Genomic DNA, 26,725 nt, shown 5'->3' on the forward strand with positions numbered 1-26,725 from the left:
CAAAGCAAGGAAATTCATCGTGGTTGAGAAGACACCTTCCCCGAATCAGAACGCAGTTCAAGAGCAGGACGGATCGCGCCAGCTTCGCTCGAAGGCCTGGTTCGACAATCTCGCAAATCCCGACATGACCGCGCTCTACCTCGAGCGCTACATGAACTTCGGTCTCAGCCAGGAAGAGCTGCAGTCGGGTCGCCCGATCATCGGTATCGCACAGACGGGCTCTGACCTGTCGCCGTGCAATCGTCACCACATCGAACTCGCCAAGCGCGTTCGCGAAGGCATCCGTGACGCTGGCGGTATCGCCATCGAGTTCCCGGTCCACCCGATCCAGGAAACCGGCAAGCGCCCGACGGCCGGCCTCGATCGCAACCTTTCCTATCTCGGTCTCGTCGAGGTTCTGTACGGCTACCCGCTTGACGGCGTCGTTCTGACCATCGGCTGCGACAAGACGACACCGGCCTGTCTGATGGCCGCGGCAACCGTCAACATTCCGGCGATCGCGCTGTCGGTCGGCCCGATGTTGAACGGCTGGTTCCGCGGCGAACGCACGGGCTCGGGTACGATTGTCTGGAAGGCACGCGAAATGATGGCGCGTGGCGAAATCGACTATCAGGGCTTCGTCAAGCTCGTCGCATCCTCCGCGCCCTCGACCGGATATTGCAACACGATGGGCACGGCAACCACGATGAACTCGCTTGCCGAAGCACTTGGCATGCAGTTGCCGGGCGGCGCGGCCATTCCGGCCCCCTATCGTGACCGTCAGGAAGTTTCCTATGAAACCGGCCTGCGAATCGTTGAAATGGTTCGGGAAGATCTGAAGCCTTCCGACATCCTGACCAAGGAAGCCTTCATCAACGCGATCAAGGTCAACTCCGCGATCGGCGGCTCCACCAATGCTCCGATCCATCTCAACGCACTTGCCCGCCACATCGGCGTCGAACTCACGGTCGACGATTGGCAGACCTACGGCGAGGAAATCCCGCTGCTCGTCAACCTGCAGCCGGCTGGCGAATATCTCGGCGAGGACTACTATCACGCCGGTGGCGTTCCCGCTGTCATGGGCGAACTGATCAAGCATAACCTCCTCAACACCGGCGCAATGACCGTCAACGGCAAGACTGTTGGCGAGAATTACACCACCGCGACGATCGAAGACGACAAGGTGATTCGCCCGTTCGAGCGTCCGCTTAAGGAGCGCGCCGGGTTCCGCGTCCTTCGCGGCAACCTCTTCTCGTCGGCAATCATGAAGACGAGCGTGATCTCGCCCGAGTTCCGTCAGCGTTATCTCTCCAACCCGAATGATCCGGAAGCCTTTGTTGGCCGCGCTGTCGTCTTTGACGGACCGGAAGATTACCATCACCGCATCGACGATCCGTCACTGGCGATCGACGCTTCGACGGTCCTCTTCATGCGCGGCGCCGGCCCGATCGGCTATCCGGGTGCGGCCGAAGTCGTCAACATGCGCGCTCCGGACTACCTCCTGAAGCAGGGGATCAGTTCCCTGCCCTGCATCGGCGATGGTCGCCAGTCCGGGACGTCCGGATCGCCCTCCATCCTCAACGCTTCGCCAGAAGCGGCAGCCGGCGGTGGGCTTGCGCTCCTCAAGACCGGCGACCAGGTTCGTATCGATCTCAAGAAGGGGAGCGCCAACATCCTCATCAGCGACGAGGAGCTCGCCGAACGCCGCAAGGCGCTCGAAGCGGCCGGGGGCTACGTCTATCCGGAAAGCCAGACGCCCTGGCAGGAAATGCAGCGTGCCTGCGTTGGTCAGATGGAAACCGGTGCCGTGCTCGAGCCTGCCGTCAAGTATCAGCGTATCGCTCAGACGAAGGGCATTCCGCGCGATAACCACTAAGTCGTCGGCGCGCGGGCGAGAGCGCGTGGCGCCGAAGACAGTCTGATCGAGTACAATGGGCGCGACGCTGTCTCCGGCATCGCGTCCTTTCGCGTCTCGTCCATTTGCGTTTCCGGAGGTCGAGAATCCTCGGTTTTGACCTTGTCGTCAGGCACCGATTGTGATCGATTTTCGCGGCCGCTGGGTTGGAGGGCGGCCGGTTCGTTTTTCATTTTGAGCGCGTCCATCGCTCGCGTGACGGAACATGACGATGTCTTATAATCTTCTGGACTCTGCTGCCGCCGGCGGCTTGTTTGTAGGCCGCGCCTGGAACCCTGGTGTCCAAGGGCCGAGCGTCGTGGTGGTTCGGGATGGCCAAGTGGTCGACATCACCTCCAAGGCCGTGCCGACACTGAGCGCACTTCTGGAGCAGGCCGACACCGCAGCAGTAGTGCGTAGTGCACAAGGCCCTATGCTCGGCACGCTGGAAGAGATCGCTTCCTCGGGCATCGGCACGCCCGACCTGTCGCGCGTCCATCTGCTCGCCCCGGCTGACCTTCAGGCTATCAAGGCCTGCGGCGTGACGTTTGCCCAGTCGATGATCGAGCGGGTCATCGAGGAGAAGGCCGCTGGAAACCCGGATCGTGCAGCAGCCATCCGGGAACGCGTCAGCACGCTCATCGGCGGTAGCCTCAACAACCTGAAGGCCGGGTCGCCGGAAGCCGCCAAGGTCAAGCAGGCGTTGATCGAGGAAGGCATGTGGTCACAATATCTCGAGGTCGGCATCGGGCCCGACGCCGAGGTGTTTACGAAGTCGCCGGTGCTTTCTTCTGTCGGCTGGGGTGCCGATGTCGGTCTGCATCCGATCTCGACCTGGAACAATCCCGAACCCGAGATCGTGCTTGCCGTGAATAGTCGCGGTGACATCAGGGGTGCAACGCTTGGCAACGACGTCAATCTGCGCGACGTCGAGGGCCGCTCGGCGCTTCTGCTCGGCAAGGCGAAGGATAACAATGCTTCTTGCTCGATCGGCCCGTTCATCCGTCTGTTCGACGAGACCTTTGGCCTCGATGACGTGCGCAACGCGGAGCTCGACCTCAAGGTTACCGGGACAGACGGTTTCGTCCTGCACGGCAAGAGCTCGATGTCGAAGATCAGCCGCGACCCGACTGACCTCGTCAAGCAGACCTGCGGCGCCCATCATCAGTATCCGGATGGCTTCATGCTGTTTCTGGGAACGCTGTTTGCCCCAACGCAGGATCGCGATGCGCCGAATCAGGGCTTCACCCACAAGGTTGGCGACGTCGTCGAAATCTCTTCGGCGGGTCTCGGCTCGCTCGTCAACACGGTGAGGCTTTCGACCGAGTGCCCACCCTGGAGCTTCGGGATCACGGCCCTGATGGCAAGCCTTGCAAGGCGCGATCTGCTCTAGGTTTTGAAGACGCGCTGCGGCAGGCGCCGCTGAAATCTTGCGCCGGACGGGCTGGCTACCTGTTCCGGCGCAACTGATCACATATATGCTTCTAAAACAGGGCCGAAGCGTTGAGGATGCCATGAAGAAGCGAGCGCTTGTACTGGTTGGAGCATTCCTTCTTGCTGCATGCACGGCTGCGAAGGATTTTTCATCGCCCGGCCTCGAGCCGATCCCCGGCAGTGTCACCTATGGCGGTCAGCCACGCACCAAGCTGACGAAATCCCCGCCCGGATCGACGTTCCCCCACAACTTCATAGATCAGTGGGGTCGACAAGTGGATGAAACCTACATGATACAGCCCGACAGGTCGTTGAAGATCGTCCACAGGGAGTTCCGACCAATTCGCTTCAACCGGTGAGCAATGTTGACACGGGGGTTTAGCGGAGGCCGTAGCATGGCGGCAGTTGTGAGCGAGCGGTTGCCGCATGTTCAGGCTGGAGTCACATTCTTGTCAGATGATATTACCCAACTAGGAAGAACTACCAATTGAATTTGGCCCATGCCTAATACACATTTATGGGAGTGCTATACCGGAGATCGAGCGATGATCGCCACGCCGGCCCGGTCATGGAAACGCGTATGATGAATGCAAAGACACCAAATGCCATCGATACCTATGTCGGTTCTCGCGTGAGGATGCGCAGGCAACTCCTAGGTCTCAGTCAGGAAAGGCTAGCCGACCAGATCGGTGTTACGTTCCAGCAGGTGCAGAAATACGAGAAGGGTCTTAACCGGATCGGTGCAAGCCGGCTGCAACGGATCGCCGAGGTCCTGAGTACGTCGCCGAGTTTCTTCTTCCAACAGAACGAATCCGAGCCAGTGAGGCTGGTTGAGACGAATGTCGCGGCTGACCCCGTCGCCGAATTCCTGCATTCGAAGGAGGGGCTCGCACTTAACCGCGCGTTCCTGAAGATCACCGATACGCAGCTGCGCGAAAAGATCGTCGCCCTGGTCAAGGCCATGGCGCAGGCGCAGGAAGGGCGTGACGTATCAGGTGAGCGAGGAAAACACGGCGAAACCTTCGCCTGAGCAATCAGGCTCAGGCGATGTAGGGCCGGTCGGCAAGATGCAATTCCGCCTGTCATCCCCGTGCGTTGTTCGGGCGGTCGGGCAACTCATGCTCGCTCTTCCCAAACCCTTGCAAGCTCAACCAGAGTGGTGACGGCCCTTTCCATGTCCTGCCTGCTGATCCATTCGCGTGGTGAGTGGAAGGCGTGCCCGCCAGCAAATATGTTCGGACATGGCAGTCCCATGAACGAGAGACGCGAACCGTCTGTTCCGCCTCGAATACTGCCGCGAACCGGCGACATTCCGGCACGGCGGATCGCTTCGATGGCGTTTTCGACAATCTGCGGGTGGCGATCGAGAACCACCTTCATGTTGCGATACTGCTGCTTGACGGCGAACGTGTAAGACGAGCCGGGATAGTCCTTCATCACCTCCCGCACGATTGCTTCGAGACGCTTCTCCTTGTCGGCGAGGCCACGTTCTTCGAAGTCCCGGACAATGAGGCTGATAGCCGCCTTTTCCATCGATCCGCTCAGACCGGTCGGATGGATGAAGCCTTCCCGACCGTCGGTCGTTTCCGGTGCGATATTCCTGGGCAACCGATCTATGATCGCACCGGCGATCTTGATGGCGTTCTCCATCTTTCCCTTGGCAAAGCCTGGATGGATGGCGACGCCCTCGATGGCAATTTCGACACCGTCGGCCGAGAACGTCTCGTCTTCTATGTGCCCGGCTGTCTCCCCATCCATCGTATAGGCAAACTGCGCAGCAAGCTTGGTCAGGTCGACCTTGTCAACGCCGCGACCGATCTCCTCATCGGGCGTGAAAAGCAGCTTGATCGTTCCGTGCCTGATGTCGGGATTGTCCATCAGGATTTGCGCCGCCGTCATGATTTCGGCGATGCCGGCCTTGTCGTCGGCACCGAGCAGCGTCGTCCCGTCGGTTGTAACGATATCGTTGCCGATCTGGTCATTGAGCGCCGGATTCTCAGTAACGCGAATGACCTGCTTCTGGTCGCCGGAGAGCTTGATGTCGCCGCCGCCATAGTTGTGCAGGACTTTTGGCCTCACATTCGTTCCCGTGAAATCTGGTGCCGTGTCCATGTGCGAGCAGAAGCAAATGACCGGGACTGTCTTGTCGGTATTCGACGGAATGGTCGCATAGACATAGCCATGCTCGTCGAGGTGAGCATCGGACACGCCAATCTCCAGCAACTCGTTCACGAGCAATCGACCCAGCTCCTTCTGCTTGGCTGTCGACGGCTGTGTTGGTGATCCCGCATCCGATTGAGTGTCAATAACGACGTAGCGGAGGAAACGATCGAGGACAGTGTCGGTCATGGCGGCTCCGGTTTGTGTTTGGCGACGCACGGGTATAGCCTTCCCAGACAGGTCTTGAATAGTGGCCTTCGACGCCCATGTTCGACCGCAGGTTGGCGAAAGACCGGGGTCCTGCCGTCCAGCGAATGCCAATGTCAGACCTTAGTCCGATGGAACCTTGAGACGTCCGACTTAGTTTCTACGCCGTAACGCAAAAATCTATTACGGTTGGAGTGGAAGATGAGAAAAATTATCCTTGTTGGTGCATTTATGGGCGCGTTGGCCTCGTGCACCGCGACCGAGAAGGGAACGGCGATCGGCGCCGGTTCGGGAGCCATCATCGGCGGTGCAGTCAGCAATAGCTGGGAAGGTGCGGCCATTGGTGCCGTGGCCGGCGGCGTGGCGGGTGCCCTGATTGGACGCTCCACCGAGCATCGCGGCTACTGTGTCTATCGTGACCGGTATGGCCGCAGGTATGAGGCGCGCTGCTAGGCGCATGCCCGATGACCGCCTCCTCCTCAAGAGGCGGTCATTTCCATCATGCGCTCGCTAGTGGGCACTTTGTTGTTTTGCCCGCGCGACGATCTGCGTCGGGTTGACGAACTGCAGCGCAAGAACCAGCCAGAACAGTGTCGTGACCATGTAGACCACCGCCATCGCATCGATGGACTGGCCCGCCCGGACGCCTGACGCAAAGACCGCATAGTAGAGGGAGACGACGAGTGTTTGGGTCGTGGGGCCGGCAATCAGGAAGGTGAGCTCGAACATCGCGATGGTTCGAACCAGAACCAAAAGCAAGGCAGCCAGCATTCCCGGCAGGAGCAGCGGTAGCAAGATCCGCAGAAAGAGGCTCGTCGTTCCTGCACCGAACACGCGGGCTGCCGCTTCGATACGCGGGTCGATCTGCTCGATGAAGGGGATCATCACCAGGACCACAAAGGGCAGCGAAGGCACGATGTTGATCAGCACGACACCCCAGAATGTGCCGCCGAGGCCGAGCCGATAGAGAACGGTTGCGAGCGGAATACCGTAGGTCAGCGGCGGGATCAGCAACGGCAACAGGAACAGCAGGACGACAAGACCCTTTCCGGGAAAGTTGCGCCGCGCAAGCGCATAGGCGGTCGTGACGCCCAGAATTCCGGAAATGATGACGACGGTGAAAACGATCTCGAAGGTGACGAGAACGACACTGGAGAGCTGAAATTCCTTCCAGGCACTGAAGTACCAGCGTGTCGTCCAGCCGGCCGGCAGCCATGTGCCAAGCCAGCGCGTCGCAAACGAATTGACAATGACGGCTGCGATGACGGCAAGCAGGTTTAGCACAAAAAGGATGGCTAGCGCCCAAATGGCGAAACGCCAGATCTTCGAGGTGAGGCCCTGATCTCGGATCATGATTAGCCTTTCGTGCCGCCGGCGGGGCCGCGGTAGAAGAGTGAGCGTATGGCGAGAACCGCCAGCACGACAGCGAGCTCCACGGCACCCATGATGAGGGCGATCGCCGAACCGAGCGAATGATCATATTGCTCGAAGGCGGCCTGATAGGCGGCAATGGAGATGACACGCGTCGGCCCTGCCGGCGCACCCAGAAGCACGGCGGAGGGAAAGACAGCGAAGGCCTGGACGAAGGCAAGGCAAAAGGTGACGGCTAGGCCCGGAACCAGAAGCGGCAGGAAGACGCGGAAGAAGCGCTGCCGTGGCCCTGCGCCCAATGTTGCGGCTGCCTGTTCAATCGCGGGATCGATACCGGTGACGTAGGACAGCGTGAGCAGGAAGGCAAACGGAAAGCCGGTGATCAGCAGCGAGGCAAAGACGCCCCAGTAATTGTTCGTCAGCTTCACGGGAGTGTCGAGGATGCCGAGCAGCAGGAGCGTATGATTGAACCAGCCGCGCGGTCCGAGAAAGGTCAGCAGTCCGTCGGCCACGAAGACCGTGCCAAGGGTGATCGGCAAGACGAGAATCGTCGTCAGCAGGCGCTGTCGGCGCATCAGGCGCACGCGCAGGGCAACCGGCACCGCGAATGCGAGGTTGATTATGGTTACCGGCAGGGCAAGCCACATGGTCGCAGCGATCGTTTGGTACTGGAACGGATCGCTGAAGAATTTCGTGTAGTTGGCATACCAGGCGCCCTCTTTCGGCATGAGGGAATCGGCCAGGCCATAGAGGAAGGGGTAGACGAACAGCGCGATCATGAAGATCAGGCCTGGCAGAAGCAGCAGCGTCGTGCCGTCAAGCCCCCGAGCGGCAAGTCGAGTTTGCAGCGAGGGCTGGTTCATCCCGCCGCCCCCGAAAAGACCAGGGCTCGACCGGCAACCGGCTGAAGCCTCGTCGATGCGCCGCGGCCGAGCGGCTCATCCGCCCGGAAATAGAGTTCCGAACCGTCGCCTGCCCGCGCCATGCCGAAAAATGCGCGTCCGCGATACTCCATGCTGCTGACGGTGGCGGCGATCCCCTCGCCGTTGGACGCGACAAGATCTTCCGGACGGACGGACAGGATGGCTGCATCACCTGCCTTGAGGGGCGAACGCATCGTGCCGACGAGGCGAGCACCGGCGACCTCGATCTCAGCCTCATCGCCGGACACGCGCGTAATGCGGCCCGGAACACGGGTTCTGAAGCCCATGAAGTCGGCGACATCAACGTTGACCGGCCGCTGGTAGAGATCCTGGGGCGAACCGATCTGCTCGATATGACCCTGGCTCATGACCACGATACGGTCGGCAAGCGACAGCGCCTCGTCCTGGTCATGCGTGACATAGATGGTGGTGGACCCGATCTGGTCGTGAATACCGCGAATTTCGGCGCGCATCTCAAGTCGGAGCTTTGCATCGAGATTGGATAGCGGCTCGTCCATCAGGACGATTGGCGGGCGAATGACAATGGCGCGCGCGATTGCGACGCGCTGCTGCTGCCCGCCAGAGAGCTGGCCCGGCAATTTGTCGGCTTGGCTTTCGAGGCGAACCAGGGCCAAGGCATCGCGAACGCGCTGGTCGGCCTCGGGACCCTTTATGCCCTGCATGGCAAGCCCGAAGCCGACGTTCTTTCGGACAGTCATGTGTGGAAACAGGGCGTAGCTCTGGAAAACCATCCCAAAGCCGCGGCGCTCCGGTTCGAGCTGGTCTATGCGCGTGCCACCAAGGCGGATTTCGCCACCCGTCAGTGCGAGCAAGCCGGCAATGCAGTTCAGCGCGGTCGACTTGCCGCAGCCGGATGGACCAAGCAGCGCCACGAACTCGCCGGGCTCGATCGCAAGATCGATGCCATTCAAGGCGTTGAACGCCCCGAAGGCGCGACGCATTCCGTCGAGTTCCAGGCGCGCGTTCTTGCGCGTCGATGCTGCGGCATTCGATACCGAGGTCAAACCAATCTCCATCTGCAGAATGAGGTGGCCGGCCAGGGACGAAATCCCGGCCGGCTGATGTTCTTCGATCAGCCCTTCTTGGCGCCGATCTTCTCGTCCCAAATGCGGAAGGCTTCGACCAACTGCTTCGGCTCCAGCGGAACCTCCAGGGGATTGTTGGCGATCCAGTCGGCATATTCCGGTCGACCGAATTCCTTGAGGGTGTCCTGGCTTTCCTGCGGCGCCATATCAATGGTGACGTCCTTGACGGCCGGACCCGGATAGAAGTAGCCGGCGTCGTAGGCGATTGCCTGCTGCTTGGGCTGCAGGATGTAGTTGAGAACGTCGATCAGCACGCCGATCTTCTCGTCGGACACGCCCTTCGGGACCACTGCGTAGTGGGCGTCGGTGACCCAATGGAAGCCATCGAGCTTCTGCACCTTCGCTTCAGCCGGAACGATGCCGAGCGCGCGGGGGTTAATGTCCCAGCCGGTCGTCGAGACGACGATGTCGCGCGTCCCCTCGCCAAGCTCCTTCATCACCTGGCCAGTGCCGGTCGGATAGTATTCGATGTGTTCGCCGAGTGCTGCGAGATAGTCCCACGTCTTTGACCAGCCCTTGGCGGGATCACGCGGGTCGCTGTCGCCGAGCAGATAGGGCAAGCCCATGAGGAAGGTGCGGCCGGGGCCGGAATTGGCCGGGCGAGCGTAGATGAAGCGATTCTTGTTGGCCTTCGCCCAGTCAAGCAGCTCCTGCGCCGACTTTGGCGGCGTGGGCACCTTGTCCGGCATATATTCGATGAGGGGACCGGACGGGTAATAGGTGACGACGACGCCCTGATCCTTGGCAAGGGCCTGCATCTTGAAGGCCTGCGGCTGCAGGATTTGCTCGAGGTTGGGAAGCTCGGACTTGTGCGCTCCGAGATCGATCCAAAGTCCCTGGTCGAGGCCGGCCGAAAGTGCATCCGTGCCTGTCAGGACGAGATCGATATCGACCTTGCCGGCTGCCTGCTGCGCCTTGATCTTGCCAGGGAGTTCCGGCGCCGGTGCCTTTGTGAAGGCGAAGCTCGTGACCCATTCCGGCTTCTCCGCGGCATAGGCCTCGAACATGCCCTGCGTGAGCGCGAGGTTGCCGGCGACATCCGCGATCGTGATGGTCACTGGACTTGCCGGCTTCTTGGCCTGCGCGAAGACCTTCAACGGCAGCATGCTCGCGACGGCGGCGCCTGCGGCGGTGCCGACAAATGTTCTGCGGGTGACTTTCATATTGTTTCTCCTCCTCTTGTTGCCGGGCACCGCAAAACGTGGTGCTGCGCGTCCCCGAACCGATCGTTGCAGGGATCGGCACCTTCTCTTAGATGCGTGAACCATCTGAAATGATTGCCGAAAACACCATTCCTCCAGGTGCAGCTTGGCAGTCGCGATAAATTGATATACTAGTATTCACGAACGAGTCAATGTCAGGGCCGCACGTAATGCAGGCAACAGTTGTTTCCATTCCCGCGACCTTGCCTTCCGAGGCCGAGAGGCCGGCGAAGCTTCGTCGCGTGACGACCGCAGATGCCATCTACAACAGGCTTTACGCCGACATTCTTGCTCTGCGTATGCCACCGGGAATGCAACTGCAGGAAAAGCGCATTGCCGAAGAGTTCAACGTCAGCCGCACACCTGTGCGTGAGGCGCTGCTTCGACTGTCGGAAGGCGGGCTTGTCGATATCTATCCGCAATCGGGCACCGTCGTGTCGCGCGTGCCCGTCGCGGCCATCCCGGAGGCAGTCGTCGTTCGCAAGTCGCTTGAGGGTACCACGGTGGAACGTGCAGCCGAGATCGCGACAGCTGCCGATATCAGTCGCCTGGATGGCATCATCTCACGACAGAGATCACTGGCCGCACTCGGCGACCCCTCGGCCTTTCACGAAGAGGATGAGGCGTTCCACGAGGCGATTGCCAGCATTGCTGGATATCCCGGGATCTGGACGATCCTCAAGACGGTCAAGGTGCAGATCGACAGGGCGCGTCGGCTGACGTTGCCGGTTCTTGGCCGGATGGACAATGTCGTGCACGAACACCAACTTATTCGCGATGCGATTGCCGCCCATGACCTCGAAGCAGCGCGCGCGGCAATGATGCATCACCTCAGCGCCGTCATACCCGATGTCGCCGAACTTCGAACGCAGTATCCAGATTACTTCTGCTGAGCCAATCAGCGGACAACGACAAAGACGATCCCAAGGAGGAAGTGCATGCGCCAGGGTTGGAGATGGTTTGGGCCTGAGGCTCCGGTGACACTCGATGAGGTGCGCCAGACCGGAGCGACGAATATTGTTTCGTCCCTGCATCAGGTTCCGATCGGCCGCGCGTGGACTGAGGCTGAAGTGCGTGAGCGGCAGGCGATGATCGAAACCACGCCGGCTGGGCGCTCGAGCCTGACATGGTCCGTCGTCGAGAGCATCCCCATACCCGATGCGGTCAAGCGCAATGGCGGGCGGGCAAAGGCGGAAATCGAGGCCTGGATTGCCAGCCTGGAAGCTGTTGCCGCCTGCGGTATTCCAATTGTTTGCTATAACTTCATGCCCGTCGTCGACTGGACGCGCACCGAACTCGACCATGTGATCGATACCGGCGCCACCGCCATGCGCTTCGATCACGAGAAGTTTGCTGCCTTCGATCTGTTTGTCCTACAGCGCGCAGGTGCAAAGGAACAGTACAGCGCCGAGGATGCGGCGCGGGCGCGTGAAGTGTTCGACACGATGAGCGAAAGCGAAATTGCGGAGATCACCCGGATCATCACATCTGCCCTGCCCGGCTCTACGACCGAGCCATTGACGATCCCGCAGTTCCGCGAAAAGCTCGCCGCCTATGCTGGGATCGATGCCCCCAGGCTGCGCCAGCACCTCATTGAATTCCTTCAAGCAGTGACACCGGCTGCCGAAGCGCGTGGCGTGAAGCTGACGCTGCACCCCGACGATCCGCCGCGCTCGCTGTTTGGCCTGCCGCGTATTGCATCTACCGCGGATGACTATGCCGCACTCTTCGATGCCGTGCCCTCTAAGGCAAATGGCATGTGCTATTGCACCGGCAGCCTCGGTGTTCGTGCAGACAACGACCTGGCCGCAATTGCCCGGCGCTTTGCCGCCCGGATCCATTTCGCGCATCTGCGGGCAACCAGGCGTGAGGGCGACGGCCGTACCTTCCATGAGAGCGCCCATCTGGAGGGTGATGTTGATATGGTCGCCGTCCTGAAGGAGCTTGTCGCGGAGGACCGGCGGCGTCAGGCAGACGAAACGATCGTTTTCCGTTCCGACCATGGTCATCGCATGCTCGACGATCTCAACAAGAACGTGACGCCAGGCTACCCGGCAATCGGGCGTCTGCGCGGTCTGGCCGAACTCCGCGGCATTCTCCATGCGCTGGGGGCGGCGCCGTCGTGACGGTGGCCGCATCACGTTGAGGATCTTTTCAAGCGCTTGTTGCGGGGTGAAACGGCTGATCGTCCCGCGCGCGGCATCTCCCGCATCGGGAACAAACTTGGGCACGGCTCATTTCTCTTCTTGCAGAGAGGAGAAACGACATGACGTACGACCCCAATGATCCCAACCGCAATCCCGACACGGATCACGATCTGCGCACGCCACCGGTGCGTCGCAGCTCGAGTGCCTGGATCGGATGGGTTGCCGCGATCGCTGTGATCCTCGTTGCGGCGTTTGCTATCACGGAATGGTTCGACCGGCCGGGTACCGACATGACCCCGACGGCTTCGACGACTGAAACTCAGCCGGTGAAGCCGCCGGTAGCGCCCGCCGCGCCGTCAAGTGAGCCGGCAACGCCAGCCCCGGCCAATCCTTCGACCGGCGGCACGACACCGCAATAGTCAAGACCAGAATCGGGAGCCTTGCCGTTCCTCGGAGGCTTCCGTTTTCTGATCGGACTCTGGTCGGTTTCAGCCGGCCGCGGCTCTCCTGGCCGCGGCCTGGTGCGCGACCGATAGGGCGTGTTGTCCGGCTCCCCGGAGCCAGGTGTCCCACGCTCCATCAGTGTGTCGCTGCGCGCTTTCTGGAGGCGGCAAGGATGTAGTCGTCGGCAATATCGGCGATTGCCATTGCGATTTCCGTCGATGAAAAGCCGTCGAGTTTGTCGCCCTGGATGATCAGATAGACGGCTTGCTCGATCTTCTCCCTGCAGGCGGAAAGCCTGTCAGCGTGACTGATTACTATAGGACGTAGTTCCATTGCCCTCTCCGGTCGTTCTTGATCTGTGTTGAATGCTGACATTGGTTAAGCGGTGCACCTGTTGACAACCGAGACGCTGTCGAAGACGCCCACCCATCGCTCAGTTCAGCGAAATGGCTTTGCCACCAATCATCTCCGCTGGAGCGATCGGCGATCGAAGCTTCAACTTAACCGTGCCTCGACCATAGTCGCAAAAGTTCAAAGCGGCTCGTGAAATCGACGTGACACGACCATAAATTGAATCGCCAAAAATATGTACCGCCCAGGGTCAGTGTTGTGCTGCATCAATACTGTTGCTGGACCGCTTTGACCTTGGTCGCATTTGCGCAACAGGGATAAATTCGCAACGGCGGTCGAAAAATTTGGGCGATCAGCAATTAGCTTCTTGAAATAATTTACTCTCGGTTGTATTTTTTCAGAGTTCAAAGATAATGCCAGTCTGACACGAGGAAACGGTGAGCGCTATGAAGGCCAAGACTCCAAACGCCATTGATGCCTATGTGGGCGAGCGTGTCAGGTTGAGGCGGAAGCTACTTGGCATGAGCCAGGTTAGCCTTTCAGAGTCGCTTGGGATTACGTTTCAACAGCTCCAGAAATACGAAAAAGGTGTCAATCGCATAGGTGCGAGCCGGCTGCAGCGGATTGCGGAGGTCCTTGGCGTGCCTATTGGCTTCTTTTTCGATGAAGAGGGGGCGCATACGGCAGGTCTGCAGTTGAGCGCTGAGACCGATGAAGTTGCGCATTTCATCGCCTCGAAGGAGGGGTTGGCGCTAACGCGCGCCTTTATCGCGATCGAAGATCCGAACATTCGTAGAAAGCTGTTGGCGCTTGCAAGGAGCCTTGGCTCCTCGCAGTCGGTCACGGATTCGCATGAGGGCTGGGAACGCGCGGACGAAACACGAGGATAGGCGGTGCTGCACCTCCAGACATTTGGCGAACTGCGGCTGACAGATGAAGCGGGCAATGCAGTCGGCTATCCCGCCAAGGCACTGTTGACGATGGCGTATCTCTTCACGTGCAAGGGTCATGCGCTCACACGCCAGGAGGTGGCTTCGTTTCTGTGGTCGGATGCCGAAGCCGATCAGGCCGGTCTCAATCTGCGAAAGCTGATTTCCCGTATTCGACAAATCGATGACAGCGTTGCCGCGCCACTTCGGATCACCTCGGCCTCCGTCGAACTGCGGGCGGAACTCCTGACCGTTGATATTGAAATACTCGATGAGGCAAAATCGCCGATGGACAGGCTGAAAGCGAGTAGCGATCTGCTTCAGCGTGAATTCGTCGGCAATGTTCGCTCAGCCAGCAAGGCGGTGGACAACTGGATCGCGCGGGAGCAGCGAAGCCATAGGGCCAAGTTGCGCCAGACGCTCCTCGATGCGGGCTCGGCTGCTCAGTGTGCCGACGATTATCGCGCCGTGTCGGGCGCTGCTTTACAGCTCCTGGAACAGGACCCGGCCGATGAGCAGATCCGGGCGATCCTGCGCGGGCTGCCGGGAGTAGCCGACCCGGACGTACTGCCTCGGGGCGAACGCCAAGCGAGAAGCTATTTCGTGTCGGCAGAGGCGCAGAATGGGACCACTCCTGAGGCGGAGCTTCGGGTCGCTTCGAGCCTGCCGCGGCTGGTTCTGCTTCCGCCAACTTCCCAGGGTAACGTCGTTGGTCTGTCGCTTGCCGCCGCGCTGATCGAAGATGTGACGATCGAGCTTTGCGGCCTCCGAAACATTTCCATCGTTGCGCCTCACACTGCGGAGCAAATCCGTCGTGACTCTGACAAGGCGGCCATGATTGCCCGCCACTCGATCTCCTATCTTCTCGATACACGATTTTCGGGCGAAGGCCTCTATGCGCAACTGGTCTATTTCCCGACGGACGAAATCATCTGGGCCGTGCGATTTCCAATGACCGCGGCGACGCTGCCAACCCAGCGACGGCTCATGGCCCAGCACTTGTCATTATCCGTCGTGGATGAACTTGCCAGGAATGAGGAAGCCCGGCTTAGCCTGGAGGCGAACCCGCAGGCGTATCACTCCTACCTTGTCGGCGCGAGCCTGATGGGCAAGCTGACCTTGCCGCACATTCGCAGGGCGAGAGCGGCCTTCAAGGAGGCGTTGAAATACAATAAGGATTTTTCACCGGCGTTTACCGGCCTGGCGCGGACTTACACCAGCGAATGGCTGGTGACGGCGCAGGGTAACGAGGAGCTCTTGGGCCTTGCTGAACAGAGTGCGTTGAAAGCCATCGAGCGGGACGAAGCTTTCGCCGGCGGCTATCGCGAACTCGGCGTAACAAAACTCTATCTCGGCGACGTCGATCAGAGCGTGGCGGCGCTCAGCCACGCGGAAGAGTTGAGCCCTCATTTCGCCGACGTGATCTATAGCCACGCCGACACACTGGTTCATGCCTCGCGTCCCAAGGAGGCATTGGCCAAGATCGAGAAGGCGATCTCGCTCAATCCCATTTCGCCTGACAGCTATCTTTGGTGTGCCGCAGGCGCGAGCTACTTCCTCGAGCGCTACAACGACGCCATTGCCTATGTGGAAGCCATGAAGGACAAGGAGCCGGCTTACCGCATTGCTGCTGCGAGTTGTGCAATGATTGGCGATCGCAGGCGGGCCCAGTTTTATCGGCAGCGTGCGCAAGCGCTCAACCCGGTCTTCGACCTGGAAAAATGGCTTTCTGTCATTCCGTTCAAGGAACAATGGCAGAAGGATCTCTACAGAGAAGGCCTTTTGAAAGCTGGATTTTGACACCAACGAAAGGAAACGTCATGTCAAGGGCAGTAGTATTCGGCATTGCAGGCGATGCGAAACTTTGGATTGCCGACCTCGATGCGGGGACCGTCAAGCCACTCGATGGAGCAACCGGTGATCTGGCGAAGGTCGCGGATCTGCGTAAGGCAGGTGCCTCCGTCGTCAAGAAGGTGGATTTTGCAATTGCGGTTTCTTCGGCGAAAGCGGCGTTCTCCGGTCACGTCGAGCCGAACCCCTGACCAACATCAAGCTGGCCGCCTATTGCGACCGCACGGTTCCACCCTCTGAGACGCTGGCCCGAACCGCGCCACTACTCGCGGACTTTGGCATAACACGCGTGGCGCGCCACACCGGCCTGGACAACATCGGCATCCCGGTGTGGTGCGCTTATGTCCCCAATGGGCGTTCGATCGCGATCGCCCAAGGCAAGGGTCTGACCGACGACGATGCCAAGGCTTCGGCCGTTATGGAAGCGCTTGAGCGCGTCGTTGCCAACAGGCCGGCCATTGCAACGCTTTGCGCCTCGGCGAACGATCTGCGGGAGGAGGGATTCTCTTTTGATACGCTTGCTTGCCTGATTGGTCGGCATGAGGACGACATTCGGCTCGACGAACAGATTGACTGGGCGCTTGGCAAGGATCTCCTGACCGATCGGGACGTGTATGTTCCCTTTGAGGCGGCACTTCTGGACCGCACCCGCCGCAATCGCTTCTGGATGTCTTCCGATGGTCTTGCCTCCGGCAATACGATGGAAGAAGCCACCCTGCACGGACTGCTTGAGCGTGTCGAACGCGACGCATTTTGCCTCTGGCAGGTTGGCGCCGTTGAGGATCGGCTTTCGCGCTGCATTGATCCGGCAAGCTTCGAAGATCCATGGCTCGATCACCTCGTTCGAAAGATCGAGGCGGCCGGTCTTGTCGTTCGCCTGTTCGATATGACAAGCGATATAGCTGTGCCCTGCTTCACGACCGTCCTCGGGCCCGCGGAGCGGCGGGGCGGCACTATTCGCTTTGTCGAGGTGACGGGAGGAAGCGGTGCGCATCCCTCCCCTGTCCGCGCGGCCATTCGGGCCATAACGGAAGCCGTTCAGTCGAGGATAACGTACATCAGCGGCGCCCGCGACGACCTGTCGCCGGACGAGTTTCAAAGGCCTGTGCCTGCGGAGACCTTGCATGCCCTCGATGCCATCCCAGTCGCCTGGAGCGCTGCTGCGCGGTGCGATGACAAACCCCACCTCAACAGGATCCTCGATGCCTTGCGGGAGCGACAGATCGCGCCAGTGATAGCGTTACCACTCAGCGACCCCGCCTTCCCCTTCCATGTCGTCAAAGTCTTCGTTCCAGGCCTCGAAAACCCCGAGGGCGCGCGGGCGCGTCGCTTTGGCGCCCGCGCGATCGCAAAGGCGCTGTTTTCATGAAAGTCATCTTTGTTGGGCCGAGTCTCCCGGACGCAGCGACGCTGGCAGGAGATGGGGTCACCGTATATCCGCCCGCCGTTCAAGGTGACGTGTTGGCCGCAGTGCGGAGAGGCGCGCGTGTCATCGGCATCGTCGATGGCGGTTTCGAATACACCGCGCCTGTCTGGCACAAGGAGATCCTTTTTGCGCTCTCACGGCAGGTCCGTGTGTTCGGTGGTGCAAGCATGGGGGCGCTTCGGGCGGCGGAATGTAAAGTCTTCGGAATGGTTGGCGTTGGTCGCATCTATGGCGAATATGCCTCGGGAGTGACGGTTGACGACGCCGATGTGGCGCTGCTGCATGGACCCATGGAACTCGCATATCGCGCGTTGACCGTGCCGCTGGTGAATGTCAGGTCGACACTCGATAAGCTGGAGGGCCGGCAGATGCTGACGCCGGAACTTCGCGTAGCGCTCGAAGTCGCTGCGGGCGATTTGTTCTTCAAGGAGCGGACTTGGAGCACGATTGTGGCAAATGCGGATGTTTCCGCCGATCGGCAGGAACTCCTGTCGTTGCTGCGATCGAACGAGGTCGATCAGAAACGGGCGGACGCTCTCGCTCTGCTGGACGCTGTCCAAGTGGCCGACGATGACCGCTCGAGCCCGGCTGAGTTGGCGTGGCAATTCAACGAGACCTTTGTCCGCTCGGAATAGCCGTAATTTGGAAACTGTCTCCTGTAATGCAACGATAAAGTGTGTCACGGGTTTTTCACGGGCCTTTGGCACGCACAACGAATATTCTCCCAATGGTTCGAGGGAGAACAGATATGAGTGCAGCATCGGCAAACGGATCGGTGATATTAGACGGCAGTGAGCGATCTTCTGAGGACGTGGAAGAGCTCGTCGCACTGGCGCGTATGATCGCCTACGCGAAATATGCCGCTGAAGATGCCGATCTGGTGGGGGCTATTGACTACCTTGGCATGGCGCTGAATGAGGTTCTGCGTGAAATTGGGGACGGTCCGCATGAGGGCCTGGCGGACGTGATGGCGTCCAAAGCGGCGACATGCCTGAATTGACATGAATTGAGGGGACGGTGGGGATGGGGCCGGCGCGTTGCGTCGGCCCTATTTCAATTTCTTGGAATAGACGCAGAGCTTTTCGGAGTGTTCATAGTCGTTGCTCTTGTAGTACTCCGCAACGCCGCCCGTGCTGCGCGAGACGAGCCAAACGTGGACATAGCCCATTGCGCGCGCGTCCTCCTCCAATGTGTGCAGGAGGCGGGAGCCGATCCCGGCGCGCTGGTAGCGTGGTCTTATCGCTATTTCCGCGACGTGGATCCCGCGTCCCATGACAGAGGTGTGCGGCAGGCCGAAGGCGAAGCCAACGGGTCGTTCGGCATCGAACGCGGCCACCGCCAGGCACATCGGCGTCGTTGTCAGTTCGTCTATGCGTGAGACTGCGTTCTGAAGGCACCACTCCTCGTGCCAGGGCGGCCTCGCATAGGCTTCAACGATGATGTCAGCATTGAGGAGTGCTTCATCCCGGGTCACGCGTCTATAAATTATCGGCATTCATACACTGTCGCCATCACCGCGCACGACACGCTTCATGGCGCCTTCCTGTTCACTCCACCCCAGAGCGTTAAAGCACAGGCCAAACAACCCGTGTTGTGACTTCATCGTGACACGCGTTTTGCGCGAACCCCAGGGCGACCTGCAAGCCAGCGCTTTGTGACGGGTCCTGCCCGGCACAGAAAGGCGCTTCGTGAAAGACTGAGCGCCTTTTTCCTTTTGACATTTGCTGTTGCTCGCCCGAAACAGCGTATGATGTGGCGCGAGGAGAAACCGCAGATGAACGATAATGTCATTCAATTCCGTCGACGAAAGCCGCCCCGGCCACCCCGGCCAGGCCTTCGCAAGCTCGCAATCGCCGCAGCAATTCTTGCGCTGTTCGCTGTTGCGTGGGGGTATTTCACCCTGTTCAGCCCGCCGGCCTGACATCGCGTCGCGCTGGTGCGGGTTGGCGTTTGACGCTGGCAGCACAAGAACATGGCCTGATGTCCAGGCCGCATCGTTCGGCAAAACTCTCTCATCCAGGCATTTTATCTGAGGCAAGGCGCGCTACTCTTTTGAATGGAGTGGTGCGCAAAACTCGTGCGGGCCGCATAGTTTCGCCCGAAGTGCCTTGTCATGAGAACCGCACATATCGCGGAAGCGAGAGATTCCAATGAAATTGCCCGTAATTGACAATATCGATCGAAAGATTCTCCGATTGCTCCAGAGCGAGGGTGATCTCAGCCACGCCGCGCTGGCCGATCGGGTCGGAGCATCGAGCGCGTCGTGCTGGCGCCGCATCAAGGCGCTGGAGGCGGCGGGCATGTTGGGGCGGACTGTCAGGCTCGTGAGCCCCGAAGCCGTTGGTCGTGGGCTGACCGTATTCTGTCAGGTGCGAATGAAGACGCATGATCCGGCTGCAAGAGATGATTTCGAGCGCTTCGCAGAGAGCCATGAAGAAGTACTGGAATGCTATTCGATGTCTGGTGATTGGGACTATCTGTTGCGCGTAGCCGTTGCCGATGTCCAGGACTACGAGCGTCTCCTCATGCAGGGTATTCTGACGCACCACGCAGTGGCGACATCGTCGTCGCATTTCGCCTTGAAGCGGGTGAAGTACTCCACTTCGGTTCCAGTCTGAGCCCGTCGCTTGTCTCTGGTTACTCCGGCGAGGCCTGTTGTTCGCCTCAGCGATGTTCGGACCTTGGTCCTAGAAGGGCCGGACTAACGTCCGGTGATGATCAAGGAAAGGTCTGATGTCAACGATTGCGAATTGACGGTCGGGTCGACCCGTGGGCAAAATTGCGAAGGGCTTGAGCGGCTAGCATTTGTGATGCCGCGCGGTTTTTCTGCGCCCCCGCGAGAGTTGATTGACAGCGACGGCTGGCTGGACCACGACCAGGAAGACCATGGAATGCAAGGGAATGGTGATGCTCTCACGACGTAGTTTTGTTGTGGCTCTATGCTCGATGTCAATCGGTCTGTCGCTCGCGGCAATGCCGTTCAAGGTCGCGGTTTCGGGCGGCTCGTTCAAGCTCAGTCTCCAGACTGCCGAGGCCGCCAAAGGCGGCAACGGTAATGGCAACGGCGGAGGCAATGGCGGCAACGGCAACGGCGGAGGCAATAGCGGCGGTGGCGGCAACGGTGGCGGAAATGGCAACGGTGGCGGAAATGGCGGTGGCAATGGTAACGGGAATGGCGGGGGAAACGGCAACGGCGGGGGGAATGGTAACGGGAGCAGCGGCGGCAAGTCCAATGGTAGCGCCACGACCGGAACAGGCTCGACGGGTGATGTTGATGTGGACAACTCGTCAATGGAGGTTCGTCACCGCGACGGCATGAGCGAATTCATCCGGAACGGCCGTTACATCATGAAGGACGCGCGTGGACGCACGATCGTCAATCGGCGGGCAACCTCAGCAGATGAGGCGCGCCTTGAATCCTTCATTCACTGATTGCCCCGCCCGTCGGTGGCATCGCGAAGCGCTATCGCCGCTTCGGTTCGGTTGGCGACACCGAGCTTGGCCATGATCTGCGTCATGTGATGTTTGACAGTCTTTTCGTGCAGATCGAGCTGCCTTGCGACGTGCTTGTTGCTCAAGCCCGAAGCGACCAACTGCAGGACCTGCAGCTCACGGGCGGTCAACGCCTCCAGAGCCAATGGTGTTTTCGGTGCGGGTGAAGAGCGACTGGAAAGTAGGCGCGCAGACAGCGCTGGCGCGACATAGCTTTCTCCGGCTGCCACGCTGCGGATAATCTCTGCAAGCGCCCTTGAGCCGACCCCCTTCAGCACATAGCCCTTTGCGCCGCTGTTCAATGCCGCCGTGACATCATCGCTGGATTCGGAAACCGTAAGCATGACAATCTTTTGTGATGGTACGGTTGTCAGAATGGGAAGGATCGCGTTCAACCCGCCGCCAGGCATGGAAATGTCCATGAGCAGGACGTCGGGCTGGAGGGTTTCGGCGACCCTGATTGCATCGTCCTTCGTGCTTCCTTCCGCGACAATCTGAAATCCATCTATCTCGGACAGGCTCCGGGTTACCCCTTCCCTGAACAATGGATGGTCATCTATGACTGCGACACGAATTCCTGCTGTCATGTCTGGGTAATCTCCTCGCTGCTGAGCGACATGCTGACTATGGTGCCTTTAGCGGACGATCGGAGCTGGAAGGTGCCGCCGAGGCTTTCAATCCGCTCTCTTAATCCTGCAAGGCCAAGGCTGGTAGGGCCAACGTCGTTGGGGTCAAAACCGGAGCCACCGTCGGACACCTCGATGCAGACACGGTCACCTTCCATGCGTTGCACGACGCGTTGCTCTTTGCCGCCGCCGTGACGGTAGCCGTTGTTCAAGCCTTCCTGGACAAAGCGGTATACGCAGATCTTGGCAGAGGGAGAAAGATTTTCGGGCGTCTCGGCTACCGAAAGTTCGACGCTTGATCCGGTTCGCTGCTCATGCGCACGCACACTGCGCTCCAATATCTCTGTTAGGCTGGCGGCCTCGATCTGCGGCAACACAAGCCCATTGCAGATCGTCCTGATCTCATGCATTGCCTCGTCCAGGCTTGCCTTGATGGCTGCAATTTCACGCTCGCGCAAGGACACCGGTGTCGCGGGATCGACCAGCGCATTGCTGTCCAGGCGCAATGAGGCAAATGCAACGAGTTGCGCTGGTCCGTCATGCAGATCGGCACCAATGCGCCGCAGGTGGCTTTCGTTGAGGGCCGTGGCGCGTTGGGACGCACGCTGGACGCGCCTGCGCAAGGCTTGGTTCTGGGATAGCAAGGCTGAAAGGTCATCCACGCGGCGCCTTAGAGCATGCCGCTGATCATCGATGGTGCGGCTGCCTCTCAACGCGATCGCCGACAACACGATAAAAAATGCAAGCGTGAAGGCGGCCACCGCCATCCAGCTGTGCAATCGCGCCTCATTGAGGCTGCGCTCGAAATCATTGGCTATTTCATAGAATTCGGAGACGGCGACAACCTGTCCGGACCATGGCTGCAGAACGGGGTTGTAGATTTCGAGCAGGGGTTTGCCGCTCGCCCGCTCGACCTCGTCTTCCGCATCTTCCAGACGATTGAACTGGGCGACCATCTTGCCGGAAAAGGCCGCCTTGAGGTCGTCGCTCAACTCGAAGCGCTTTCCTTGCATGGTTTTATCGTTTGAATAGAGAACCGTGCCGTCCGCGCGCCAAAGCCGGAAGGAGATCAGGCGGTTTCCAAGCGCCCCCTGCTCCAGCGTCTCGTCGAGCGCGCGCGAAACACTATCGTCGAGCTCTTGGGCCGTCAGCATGTCAGGCAGGAGGGGGGCAATCACACTGTCGACGTAGAGGGCGGTGGATGCCGCCGAGTTGCGGGTCACCGCGTCTTCGATCAGACTGCTCACGAATGCGCCGACCAACACCATCGCCACCAGCGACACGGCGCCTCCTGTGAACAGGAACTGCCTGGCCAATGATTGCGAATTCCATCGTTTTATGAGTTCACGGGGCCGCACGAGATGTCTCGGGATCGGCCGCCAAATTGCGTGGCGGCACTTCAGTTGTTTCGCTCGTAACCTAGCTCCATCCAGCGGCGGGTCAAACGATATCGCCTCGCAGCCCCCAGGTTTCCGACCTTTGGTCTCCTTCTGCCTAGGACCTAGGTCCTATCCGGTAAAGCAAAGGTCTGACCGCCATGGAGCCTGCGCGGGACGCAGGCTATCGTCGTTGTGATCTGGAACGCGGCGTGTCCGCGTCCGGCCGGAAGGCTGGCTTCTTGCCTGCCGCGAGCAGCTTGGCTTCCGGACGTATGAACAAAAGACGGCAAAACGGTTTTGGACCGGGAGGTTGATATGAGCATTTCAAGTATTCTTGGACGCAGCGTTATTGCGCTGACAATTGCGGTTGTACCCGCCGGTGGCGCGTTTCTGGGATTAGAGGGCGTCGCCTACGCAAAGGGTGGTAATGGCAACGGCAATTCCGGAGGCGGCAACGGCAACGGAGGCGGCAACGGCAACGGGGGCGGCAACAGGGGCAACGGCGGCGGGGGGAACCACGCGGGCGGCAGTTCCGAACACGGGAAGAAGTCCGATACCGTTGGCTCACACGGTTCGCATGCAAAGAGTAAGGACGACAGCAAAAGAGACCGCCCGACGTTGAAGTCGTTCTTCACACACGAGAAGAAAGCGGTGACGACGACCAGGACCAGAACCGCCACAACGACAAGAACGAAGGCTGAAAAATCCGAGTTTGCCGGGCTGAACTCGCTGAACAGGAACTACCACGCCTACTTGAATTCCAACGATCCCCGAATGGCGGCGGTTTCGGCCTATGTGATGGCTTATGCAGAATTCGAGGCCGAGAATGGGCCGGATGCCATCCCGACGGACCCGGCTCTTAGCGACGAAGCCCTTCGCGAAGCACTCTCGAGCTTTACCAAGGGCGGCGAAGTGAGTGACGGGGCTCTCGAGCGAGCAAAGGACATTTTGGGCGTAGGCCCCGCCGTGGGCAAGATTGATCAGATTCGTGACACTCTTCCAGTGGAGGAGCCTGCGCCGGAGCCCGTCGAAAGCGCGCCTGTGGAGGATGAGGCGCCGCCACCGCCGGTGACGGTCATCGTCGAGCAGCCCTGACGCTTTCAAAACTTGGCCACCGCACGGACACAACGCGCCGTGCGGATGCCCAAAAATGCAGGTTGTGCCAGCCACGGGCTCGGCAACCACTACTTAGATCGAGCCAGGGATGGCTCGGACGGGGCAGCGCCGCCGCTCGTCGCAGCCTTTTCCAAGGCGCATCGGTGCCTTCTGAACCTTCACCTTCTTGATCCGGGATTGCTTCTGTCGCGCTGAAGGCGTGTCTCTCAAGGCAGTTCCTTTCGCCGTTTTGTGAACAGCTGCAGGCGGAACCGTTCCTTCTCACCTTCTCATGTAAGTCGACGGCGGCCGGCCGCGGCACGGCAGGGTGAACCTCGTCCTCATATGTGCGGCCTCCGTCAGCCGACCACATAAGGGAGCCAGTGACGGGTTTGCCGAATCTCGCGAATCGAGCTAGTTCTGTAACTACGCAAAAAGAGCGAATTATCGCTGTAGAGCGAAACAATTATCGAATTAACTGTTCATCAACCGTATCGGCGCTTAGGCTATTGAAACGAACTGAGGAAAGAATCGTGAATCGCCACTTAAGCAGCCTCGACTTCATGCAGAGCTTTTCCACCAAGTTGGAGCTTGCCCTGCAAAATCTTTCGATGGCCCAGTATCCGCCGGATGCGCGCCGCGAGATGCGGAAATTTTCCTCGTCGGAAGTCGCAGCGCTGCTGGATGTCTCTGAAGCCTATATCAGGCAGATCGTTCTGAAGGACAAGGGTCCCTCGCCCGAGACGACGTCAAACGGCCGCCGCATGTACACGCTCGAGCAGATCCTCGAGCTGCGACTGATGCTGGCCGGAAAGGGTCGCAAGAAGTGGATGAACCCGCGCCGTGTCGAGGGTGAGGAATGCCAGATCATTGCGGTCACCAATTTCAAGGGCGGCTCCAGCAAGACATCCACGACCATTCATCTTGGTCACTACCTGGCGCTCAAGGGCTACCGGGTGTTGGCGGTCGATCTCGACCCGCAGGCGTCGCTTACAAGTCTGCACGGCGCGCTTCCGGATTTCGATCCGCGCGAGGACGAAACGCTTTATGCGGCCATTCGCTTCTCGGATCCCAAGCCGACGAAATCGCTGGTCCACACCACGCATATTGCCGGCTTCGACGTGATCTGCGCCGGGCTCGACCTGACAGAGTTTGAAACGGCTGTCGCGCTTGAGATGCGCAAGAATGGCGGCACGAGCTTCCTTCTGCGGGTATCTCAGGCCCTCGAGCAGGTTGCGGATGACTATGACGTAATCCTGATGGATTCCGCGCCTTCGCTGAACTTCCTTACTCTGTCGTCGCTGACCGCTGCCACCGGCGTCATCATACCGGTCCCGGCACACATGCTGGACGTCGATTCGACGGGGAAATTCCTCGAGCTTGCCTCGTCCTACATGCAGATATTGAGCGAGATGGGGAGTTCGGCCCAGTGGGATTTCGCGAAGTTCCTCGTGACGAAATTCGAAGCCAACGATCACCCGCAGGCCAACATGACTGCGTTGATGCGACAGGTCTTTGGCGAAGATCTGCTATTGAACATGGTGACGAAGTCAACGGCTGTTGCTGATGCCTTGACGTGGAAGCAGAGCCTCTATGAGGTGCAGCGTTCGCGCTTCTCGGCACCGAAAACCTATGACCGCGCAATGGAATCGATCAACGCGGCCAATGCAGAGATCGAGAAGTTGCTTTGGGCAGCATGGGGGCGCGAATGAGTCGCAAGGATTCGCGCGGCATGTTTGCCAATGTGCTCGGTCAGCTTGAGCAACCGAGCGCAGCGCCGGCCGCCAAGCCGACAACATCTCCACACCTTCTCAAGGTCGCCGCAGGCGTCAGGCAGATACAGGAAAAGGGCGAGGTTCTCGACAGGCTCCTCAAGGACGGCGACCATATTGTCGAGGTCGACCCCGATGACGTTGCTCCCTCCTCGATTCCCGACCGCTTCGATGGCGCCTATGACGATGCGGCCATTGATGAGATTGCGACGTCCATCAGGGAGCGTGGGCAGATTGTCCCTGGCTTGATCAGGCCGCACAATGGTGATGGGCTGCCATACCAGATCGTGTTCGGAAGACGGCGTTTGGCTGCCGTCAAGATTCTTGGACTGAAGTTCCGCGCTATTGTCCGCGAACTCAGCGACGAAGAGGCGATCGTCTTCCAGGGTGAAGAAAACGCCAACAGGAATGACCTTTCCTTTATCGAGAAGTGTGCATTCGCACTGTCACAGGAGCAGGCGGGATATCGGCGCGACGTAATCTGCGCGTCGCTGGCGACAGGAAAGTCGCACGTGTCGGAGATGCTGCGGATTGCAACGGCTATCCCTCGGGATGTTCTGCTGGCGATCGGCTCGTCGCCGGAGATCGGCCGTCGTCGATGGATCGAGTTTTCGGATGCATTTGCCAAGCGCCAGGACGGGGTGGTGCGCGTCAAGCAATCGCTGAGCGAGGACAAGCTCGTCGCCGGGAAAGATCGCTTCGCTGTCGCATTAGGAGCACTGAAGGCTGAGGAAGCGCCGGCTGCCGCGCGGCCTGCCGTGACGGAAATACGTGCAAATGGCTTTCTACTGGCGACAGTAAGCTACGCAAAGACCGGCCCGAAGATGAGCTTCACCAAGGCTGTTCCGGATAGTTTCGTAGACTTTTTGAACGATCGTATGGAGGCGCTTCACAGCGAATTCGTGCAGTCAATACAACGCAAAAGCAAAGGATAACG

29 protein-coding genes are annotated in these 26,725 nt (G+C 59.7%); 19 read left to right on the forward strand and 10 right to left on the reverse strand.

Annotation, left to right across the window (positions count from 1 at the left end; translation table 11 throughout):
- Window positions 1-19: 19 nt before the first annotated feature.
- The 4 genes from AS026_RS08895 to AS026_RS08915 all read left to right on the forward strand — a co-directional run bounded on the left by AS026_RS08895 (window position 20) and on the right by AS026_RS08915 (window position 4,337).
- Window positions 20-1,855 (forward strand): IlvD/Edd family dehydratase, encoded by a 1,836-nt coding sequence (locus tag AS026_RS08895; protein WP_026371556.1) that lies wholly within the window; start codon window positions 20-22, stop codon window positions 1,853-1,855.
- 250 nt (window positions 1,856-2,105) lie between these two features.
- Window positions 2,106-3,266 (forward strand): fumarylacetoacetate hydrolase family protein, encoded by a 1,161-nt coding sequence (locus tag AS026_RS08905; protein WP_062369427.1) that lies wholly within the window; start codon window positions 2,106-2,108, stop codon window positions 3,264-3,266.
- Between the two features lie 121 nt (window positions 3,267-3,387).
- Complete coding sequence (locus AS026_RS08910) at window positions 3,388-3,666, forward strand: hypothetical protein (protein WP_018855531.1); 279 nt, start codon at window positions 3,388-3,390, stop codon at window positions 3,664-3,666.
- A 224-nt stretch (window positions 3,667-3,890) separates the two neighbouring features.
- Window positions 3,891-4,337 carry a helix-turn-helix domain-containing protein gene (locus AS026_RS08915; RefSeq protein WP_062369534.1) on the forward strand — a complete coding sequence of 149 codons (447 nt, stop codon included), beginning with the start codon at window positions 3,891-3,893 and terminating at the stop codon, window positions 4,335-4,337.
- Window positions 4,338-4,423: 86 nt separating this feature from the next.
- Here the strand turns inward: AS026_RS08915 and pepT are convergent, their stop codons facing one another.
- Window positions 4,424-5,656: a peptidase T gene (gene pepT / locus AS026_RS08920; RefSeq protein ID WP_062369430.1), complete on the reverse strand. Its 1,233-nt coding sequence runs from the start codon at window positions 5,654-5,656 to the stop codon at window positions 4,424-4,426.
- A gap of 219 nt (window positions 5,657-5,875) precedes the next feature.
- Here pepT and AS026_RS08925 point away from each other — a divergent pair, with 219 nt between their 5' ends.
- A complete protein-coding gene (locus AS026_RS08925) occupies window positions 5,876-6,127 on the forward strand; it encodes a YMGG-like glycine zipper-containing protein (protein ID WP_018855528.1) in 252 nt (83 codons plus the stop codon).
- Window positions 6,128-6,184: 57 nt separating this feature from the next.
- On the opposite strand, the gene AS026_RS08930 is transcribed toward AS026_RS08925, so the two are convergent.
- From AS026_RS08930 to AS026_RS08945, 4 genes are read right to left on the reverse strand one after another with little or no spacing between them, the layout of a single operon-like run.
- Window positions 6,185-7,027, reverse strand: coding sequence for an ABC transporter permease (locus AS026_RS08930; protein WP_018855527.1), 843 nt, complete (start codon window positions 7,025-7,027; stop codon window positions 6,185-6,187).
- A gap of 2 nt (window positions 7,028-7,029) precedes the next feature.
- Window positions 7,030-7,908, reverse strand: coding sequence for an ABC transporter permease (locus AS026_RS08935; protein WP_018855526.1), 879 nt, complete (start codon window positions 7,906-7,908; stop codon window positions 7,030-7,032).
- Window positions 7,905-9,005 (reverse strand): ABC transporter ATP-binding protein, encoded by a 1,101-nt coding sequence (locus tag AS026_RS08940; RefSeq protein WP_037214821.1) that lies wholly within the window; start codon window positions 9,003-9,005, stop codon window positions 7,905-7,907. The genes AS026_RS08935 and AS026_RS08940 overlap by 4 nt, the downstream gene beginning before the upstream one ends.
- Before the next feature lie 56 nt (window positions 9,006-9,061).
- Window positions 9,062-10,237, reverse strand: coding sequence for an extracellular solute-binding protein (locus tag AS026_RS08945; RefSeq protein WP_062369432.1), 1,176 nt, complete (start codon window positions 10,235-10,237; stop codon window positions 9,062-9,064).
- A 209-nt stretch (window positions 10,238-10,446) separates the two neighbouring features.
- Here AS026_RS08945 and AS026_RS08950 point away from each other — a divergent pair, with 209 nt between their 5' ends.
- From AS026_RS08950 to AS026_RS08960, 3 genes are all read left to right on the forward strand, one after another.
- Window positions 10,447-11,169, forward strand: coding sequence for a GntR family transcriptional regulator (locus AS026_RS08950; protein WP_062369435.1), 723 nt, complete (start codon window positions 10,447-10,449; stop codon window positions 11,167-11,169).
- Between the two features lie 45 nt (window positions 11,170-11,214).
- Window positions 11,215-12,402 (forward strand): mannonate dehydratase, encoded by a 1,188-nt coding sequence (gene uxuA, locus AS026_RS08955; protein ID WP_062369438.1) that lies wholly within the window; start codon window positions 11,215-11,217, stop codon window positions 12,400-12,402.
- A gap of 140 nt (window positions 12,403-12,542) precedes the next feature.
- Entirely contained in the window at window positions 12,543-12,842 is a 300-nt protein-coding gene (locus AS026_RS08960; protein WP_062369439.1) for a hypothetical protein, read from the forward strand.
- A gap of 160 nt (window positions 12,843-13,002) precedes the next feature.
- Here the strand turns inward: AS026_RS08960 and AS026_RS08965 are convergent, their stop codons facing one another.
- Window positions 13,003-13,200, reverse strand: a complete 198-nt coding sequence (locus AS026_RS08965) for a hypothetical protein (protein WP_018855520.1) — start codon at window positions 13,198-13,200, stop codon at window positions 13,003-13,005.
- A gap of 464 nt (window positions 13,201-13,664) precedes the next feature.
- On the opposite strand from AS026_RS08965, the gene AS026_RS08970 reads away from it, so the two are divergent.
- The 6 genes from AS026_RS08970 to AS026_RS08995 all read left to right on the forward strand — a co-directional run bounded on the left by AS026_RS08970 (window position 13,665) and on the right by AS026_RS08995 (window position 18,424).
- Window positions 13,665-14,108: a helix-turn-helix domain-containing protein gene (locus AS026_RS08970; RefSeq protein WP_025658398.1), complete on the forward strand. Its 444-nt coding sequence runs from the start codon at window positions 13,665-13,667 to the stop codon at window positions 14,106-14,108.
- A gap of 3 nt (window positions 14,109-14,111) precedes the next feature.
- Window positions 14,112-15,947, forward strand: coding sequence for a peptide antibiotic resistance protein (locus tag AS026_RS08975; protein WP_062369440.1), 1,836 nt, complete (start codon window positions 14,112-14,114; stop codon window positions 15,945-15,947).
- Between the two features lie 20 nt (window positions 15,948-15,967).
- On the forward strand, window positions 15,968-16,189 hold the full coding sequence (locus AS026_RS08980; protein WP_062369441.1) for a hypothetical protein: 222 nt from the start codon (window positions 15,968-15,970) through the stop codon (window positions 16,187-16,189).
- A gap of 11 nt (window positions 16,190-16,200) precedes the next feature.
- Entirely contained in the window at window positions 16,201-17,367 is a 1,167-nt protein-coding gene (locus tag AS026_RS08985; protein ID WP_205634460.1) for a YcaO-like family protein, read from the forward strand.
- Window positions 17,364-18,059, forward strand: a complete 696-nt coding sequence (locus AS026_RS08990; protein WP_062369443.1) for a TfuA-like protein — start codon at window positions 17,364-17,366, stop codon at window positions 18,057-18,059. Before AS026_RS08985 ends, AS026_RS08990 begins: the two co-directional genes overlap by 4 nt.
- A 113-nt stretch (window positions 18,060-18,172) precedes the next feature.
- Window positions 18,173-18,424: a hypothetical protein gene (locus AS026_RS08995; RefSeq protein ID WP_062369444.1), complete on the forward strand. Its 252-nt coding sequence runs from the start codon at window positions 18,173-18,175 to the stop codon at window positions 18,422-18,424.
- A 48-nt stretch (window positions 18,425-18,472) separates the two neighbouring features.
- Here AS026_RS08995 and AS026_RS09000 read toward each other — a convergent pair whose 3' ends face one another.
- Window positions 18,473-18,919: a GNAT family N-acetyltransferase gene (locus AS026_RS09000; protein ID WP_062369445.1), complete on the reverse strand. Its 447-nt coding sequence runs from the start codon at window positions 18,917-18,919 to the stop codon at window positions 18,473-18,475.
- The gene (locus AS026_RS41970) at window positions 18,920-19,429 is read right to left on the reverse strand and encodes a hypothetical protein (RefSeq protein ID WP_062369446.1); all 510 of its coding nucleotides are present in this window, start codon (window positions 19,427-19,429) and stop codon (window positions 18,920-18,922) included. It lies immediately after the preceding gene.
- Window positions 19,430-19,574: 145 nt separating this feature from the next.
- On the opposite strand from AS026_RS41970, the gene AS026_RS09010 reads away from it, so the two are divergent.
- On the forward strand, window positions 19,575-20,042 hold the full coding sequence (locus tag AS026_RS09010; protein ID WP_062369447.1) for an Lrp/AsnC family transcriptional regulator: 468 nt from the start codon (window positions 19,575-19,577) through the stop codon (window positions 20,040-20,042).
- A gap of 289 nt (window positions 20,043-20,331) precedes the next feature.
- On the forward strand, window positions 20,332-20,856 hold the full coding sequence (locus tag AS026_RS41975) for a hypothetical protein (protein WP_062369535.1): 525 nt from the start codon (window positions 20,332-20,334) through the stop codon (window positions 20,854-20,856).
- Here the strand turns inward: AS026_RS41975 and AS026_RS09020 are convergent.
- A complete protein-coding gene (locus AS026_RS09020) occupies window positions 20,850-21,503 on the reverse strand; it encodes a LuxR C-terminal-related transcriptional regulator (RefSeq protein WP_062369448.1) in 654 nt (217 codons plus the stop codon). The two genes, AS026_RS41975 and AS026_RS09020, sit on opposite strands and share 7 nt — an antisense overlap.
- The gene (locus tag AS026_RS09025) at window positions 21,500-22,825 is read right to left on the reverse strand and encodes a sensor histidine kinase (RefSeq protein ID WP_425349777.1); all 1,326 of its coding nucleotides are present in this window, start codon (window positions 22,823-22,825) and stop codon (window positions 21,500-21,502) included. Before AS026_RS09025 ends, AS026_RS09020 begins: the two co-directional genes overlap by 4 nt.
- A gap of 411 nt (window positions 22,826-23,236) precedes the next feature.
- Between AS026_RS09025 and AS026_RS42675 the strand changes: the two genes are divergently transcribed.
- From AS026_RS42675 to repB, 3 genes are all read left to right on the forward strand, one after another.
- Window positions 23,237-24,016: a hypothetical protein gene (locus AS026_RS42675; RefSeq protein WP_062369450.1), complete on the forward strand. Its 780-nt coding sequence runs from the start codon at window positions 23,237-23,239 to the stop codon at window positions 24,014-24,016.
- A gap of 533 nt (window positions 24,017-24,549) precedes the next feature.
- Window positions 24,550-25,728: a plasmid partitioning protein RepA gene (gene repA, locus AS026_RS09035; protein WP_025658386.1), complete on the forward strand. Its 1,179-nt coding sequence runs from the start codon at window positions 24,550-24,552 to the stop codon at window positions 25,726-25,728.
- Window positions 25,725-26,723 (forward strand): plasmid partitioning protein RepB, encoded by a 999-nt coding sequence (repB, locus tag AS026_RS09040; protein ID WP_062369451.1) that lies wholly within the window; start codon window positions 25,725-25,727, stop codon window positions 26,721-26,723. The genes repA and repB overlap by 4 nt, the downstream gene beginning before the upstream one ends.
- Window positions 26,724-26,725: the final 2 nt, after the last annotated feature.

Origin of the sequence: Rhizobium altiplani (assembly GCF_001542405.1) — a bacterium.
GTDB lineage: Bacteria > Pseudomonadota > Alphaproteobacteria > Rhizobiales > Rhizobiaceae > Rhizobium > Rhizobium altiplani.

Bases quoted from the DNA above. Each gene is read 5' to 3' on its own strand.
- AS026_RS08905 (WP_062369427.1), top strand. From the start codon at position 2,106: ATGTCTTATAATCTTCTGGACTCTGCTGCCGCCGGCGGCTTGTTTGTA.
- AS026_RS08910 (WP_018855531.1), top strand. From the start codon at position 3,388: ATGAAGAAGCGAGCGCTTGTACTGGTTGGAGCATTCCTTCTTGCTGCA.
- AS026_RS08915 (WP_062369534.1), top strand. From the start codon at position 3,891: ATGAATGCAAAGACACCAAATGCCATCGATACCTATGTCGGTTCTCGC.
- pepT (WP_062369430.1), bottom strand. From the start codon at position 5,656: ATGACCGACACTGTCCTCGATCGTTTCCTCCGCTACGTCGTTATTGAC.
- AS026_RS08925 (WP_018855528.1), top strand. From the start codon at position 5,876: ATGAGAAAAATTATCCTTGTTGGTGCATTTATGGGCGCGTTGGCCTCG.
- AS026_RS08930 (WP_018855527.1), bottom strand. From the start codon at position 7,027: ATGATCCGAGATCAGGGCCTCACCTCGAAGATCTGGCGTTTCGCCATT.
- AS026_RS08935 (WP_018855526.1), bottom strand. From the start codon at position 7,908: ATGAACCAGCCCTCGCTGCAAACTCGACTTGCCGCTCGGGGGCTTGAC.
- AS026_RS08940 (WP_037214821.1), bottom strand. From the start codon at position 9,005: ATGGAGATTGGTTTGACCTCGGTATCGAATGCCGCAGCATCGACGCGC.
- AS026_RS08945 (WP_062369432.1), bottom strand. From the start codon at position 10,237: ATGAAAGTCACCCGCAGAACATTTGTCGGCACCGCCGCAGGCGCCGCC.
- AS026_RS08950 (WP_062369435.1), top strand. From the start codon at position 10,447: ATGCAGGCAACAGTTGTTTCCATTCCCGCGACCTTGCCTTCCGAGGCC.
- uxuA (WP_062369438.1), top strand. From the start codon at position 11,215: ATGCGCCAGGGTTGGAGATGGTTTGGGCCTGAGGCTCCGGTGACACTC.
- AS026_RS08960 (WP_062369439.1), top strand. From the start codon at position 12,543: ATGACGTACGACCCCAATGATCCCAACCGCAATCCCGACACGGATCAC.
- AS026_RS08965 (WP_018855520.1), bottom strand. From the start codon at position 13,200: ATGGAACTACGTCCTATAGTAATCAGTCACGCTGACAGGCTTTCCGCC.
- AS026_RS08970 (WP_025658398.1), top strand. From the start codon at position 13,665: ATGAAGGCCAAGACTCCAAACGCCATTGATGCCTATGTGGGCGAGCGT.
- AS026_RS08980 (WP_062369441.1), top strand. From the start codon at position 15,968: ATGTCAAGGGCAGTAGTATTCGGCATTGCAGGCGATGCGAAACTTTGG.
- AS026_RS08990 (WP_062369443.1), top strand. From the start codon at position 17,364: ATGAAAGTCATCTTTGTTGGGCCGAGTCTCCCGGACGCAGCGACGCTG.
- AS026_RS08995 (WP_062369444.1), top strand. From the start codon at position 18,173: ATGAGTGCAGCATCGGCAAACGGATCGGTGATATTAGACGGCAGTGAG.
- AS026_RS09000 (WP_062369445.1), bottom strand. From the start codon at position 18,919: ATGCCGATAATTTATAGACGCGTGACCCGGGATGAAGCACTCCTCAAT.
- AS026_RS09010 (WP_062369447.1), top strand. From the start codon at position 19,575: ATGAAATTGCCCGTAATTGACAATATCGATCGAAAGATTCTCCGATTG.
- AS026_RS41975 (WP_062369535.1), top strand. From the start codon at position 20,332: ATGCTCTCACGACGTAGTTTTGTTGTGGCTCTATGCTCGATGTCAATC.
- AS026_RS09020 (WP_062369448.1), bottom strand. From the start codon at position 21,503: ATGACAGCAGGAATTCGTGTCGCAGTCATAGATGACCATCCATTGTTC.
- AS026_RS42675 (WP_062369450.1), top strand. From the start codon at position 23,237: ATGAGCATTTCAAGTATTCTTGGACGCAGCGTTATTGCGCTGACAATT.
- repB (WP_062369451.1), top strand. From the start codon at position 25,725: ATGAGTCGCAAGGATTCGCGCGGCATGTTTGCCAATGTGCTCGGTCAG.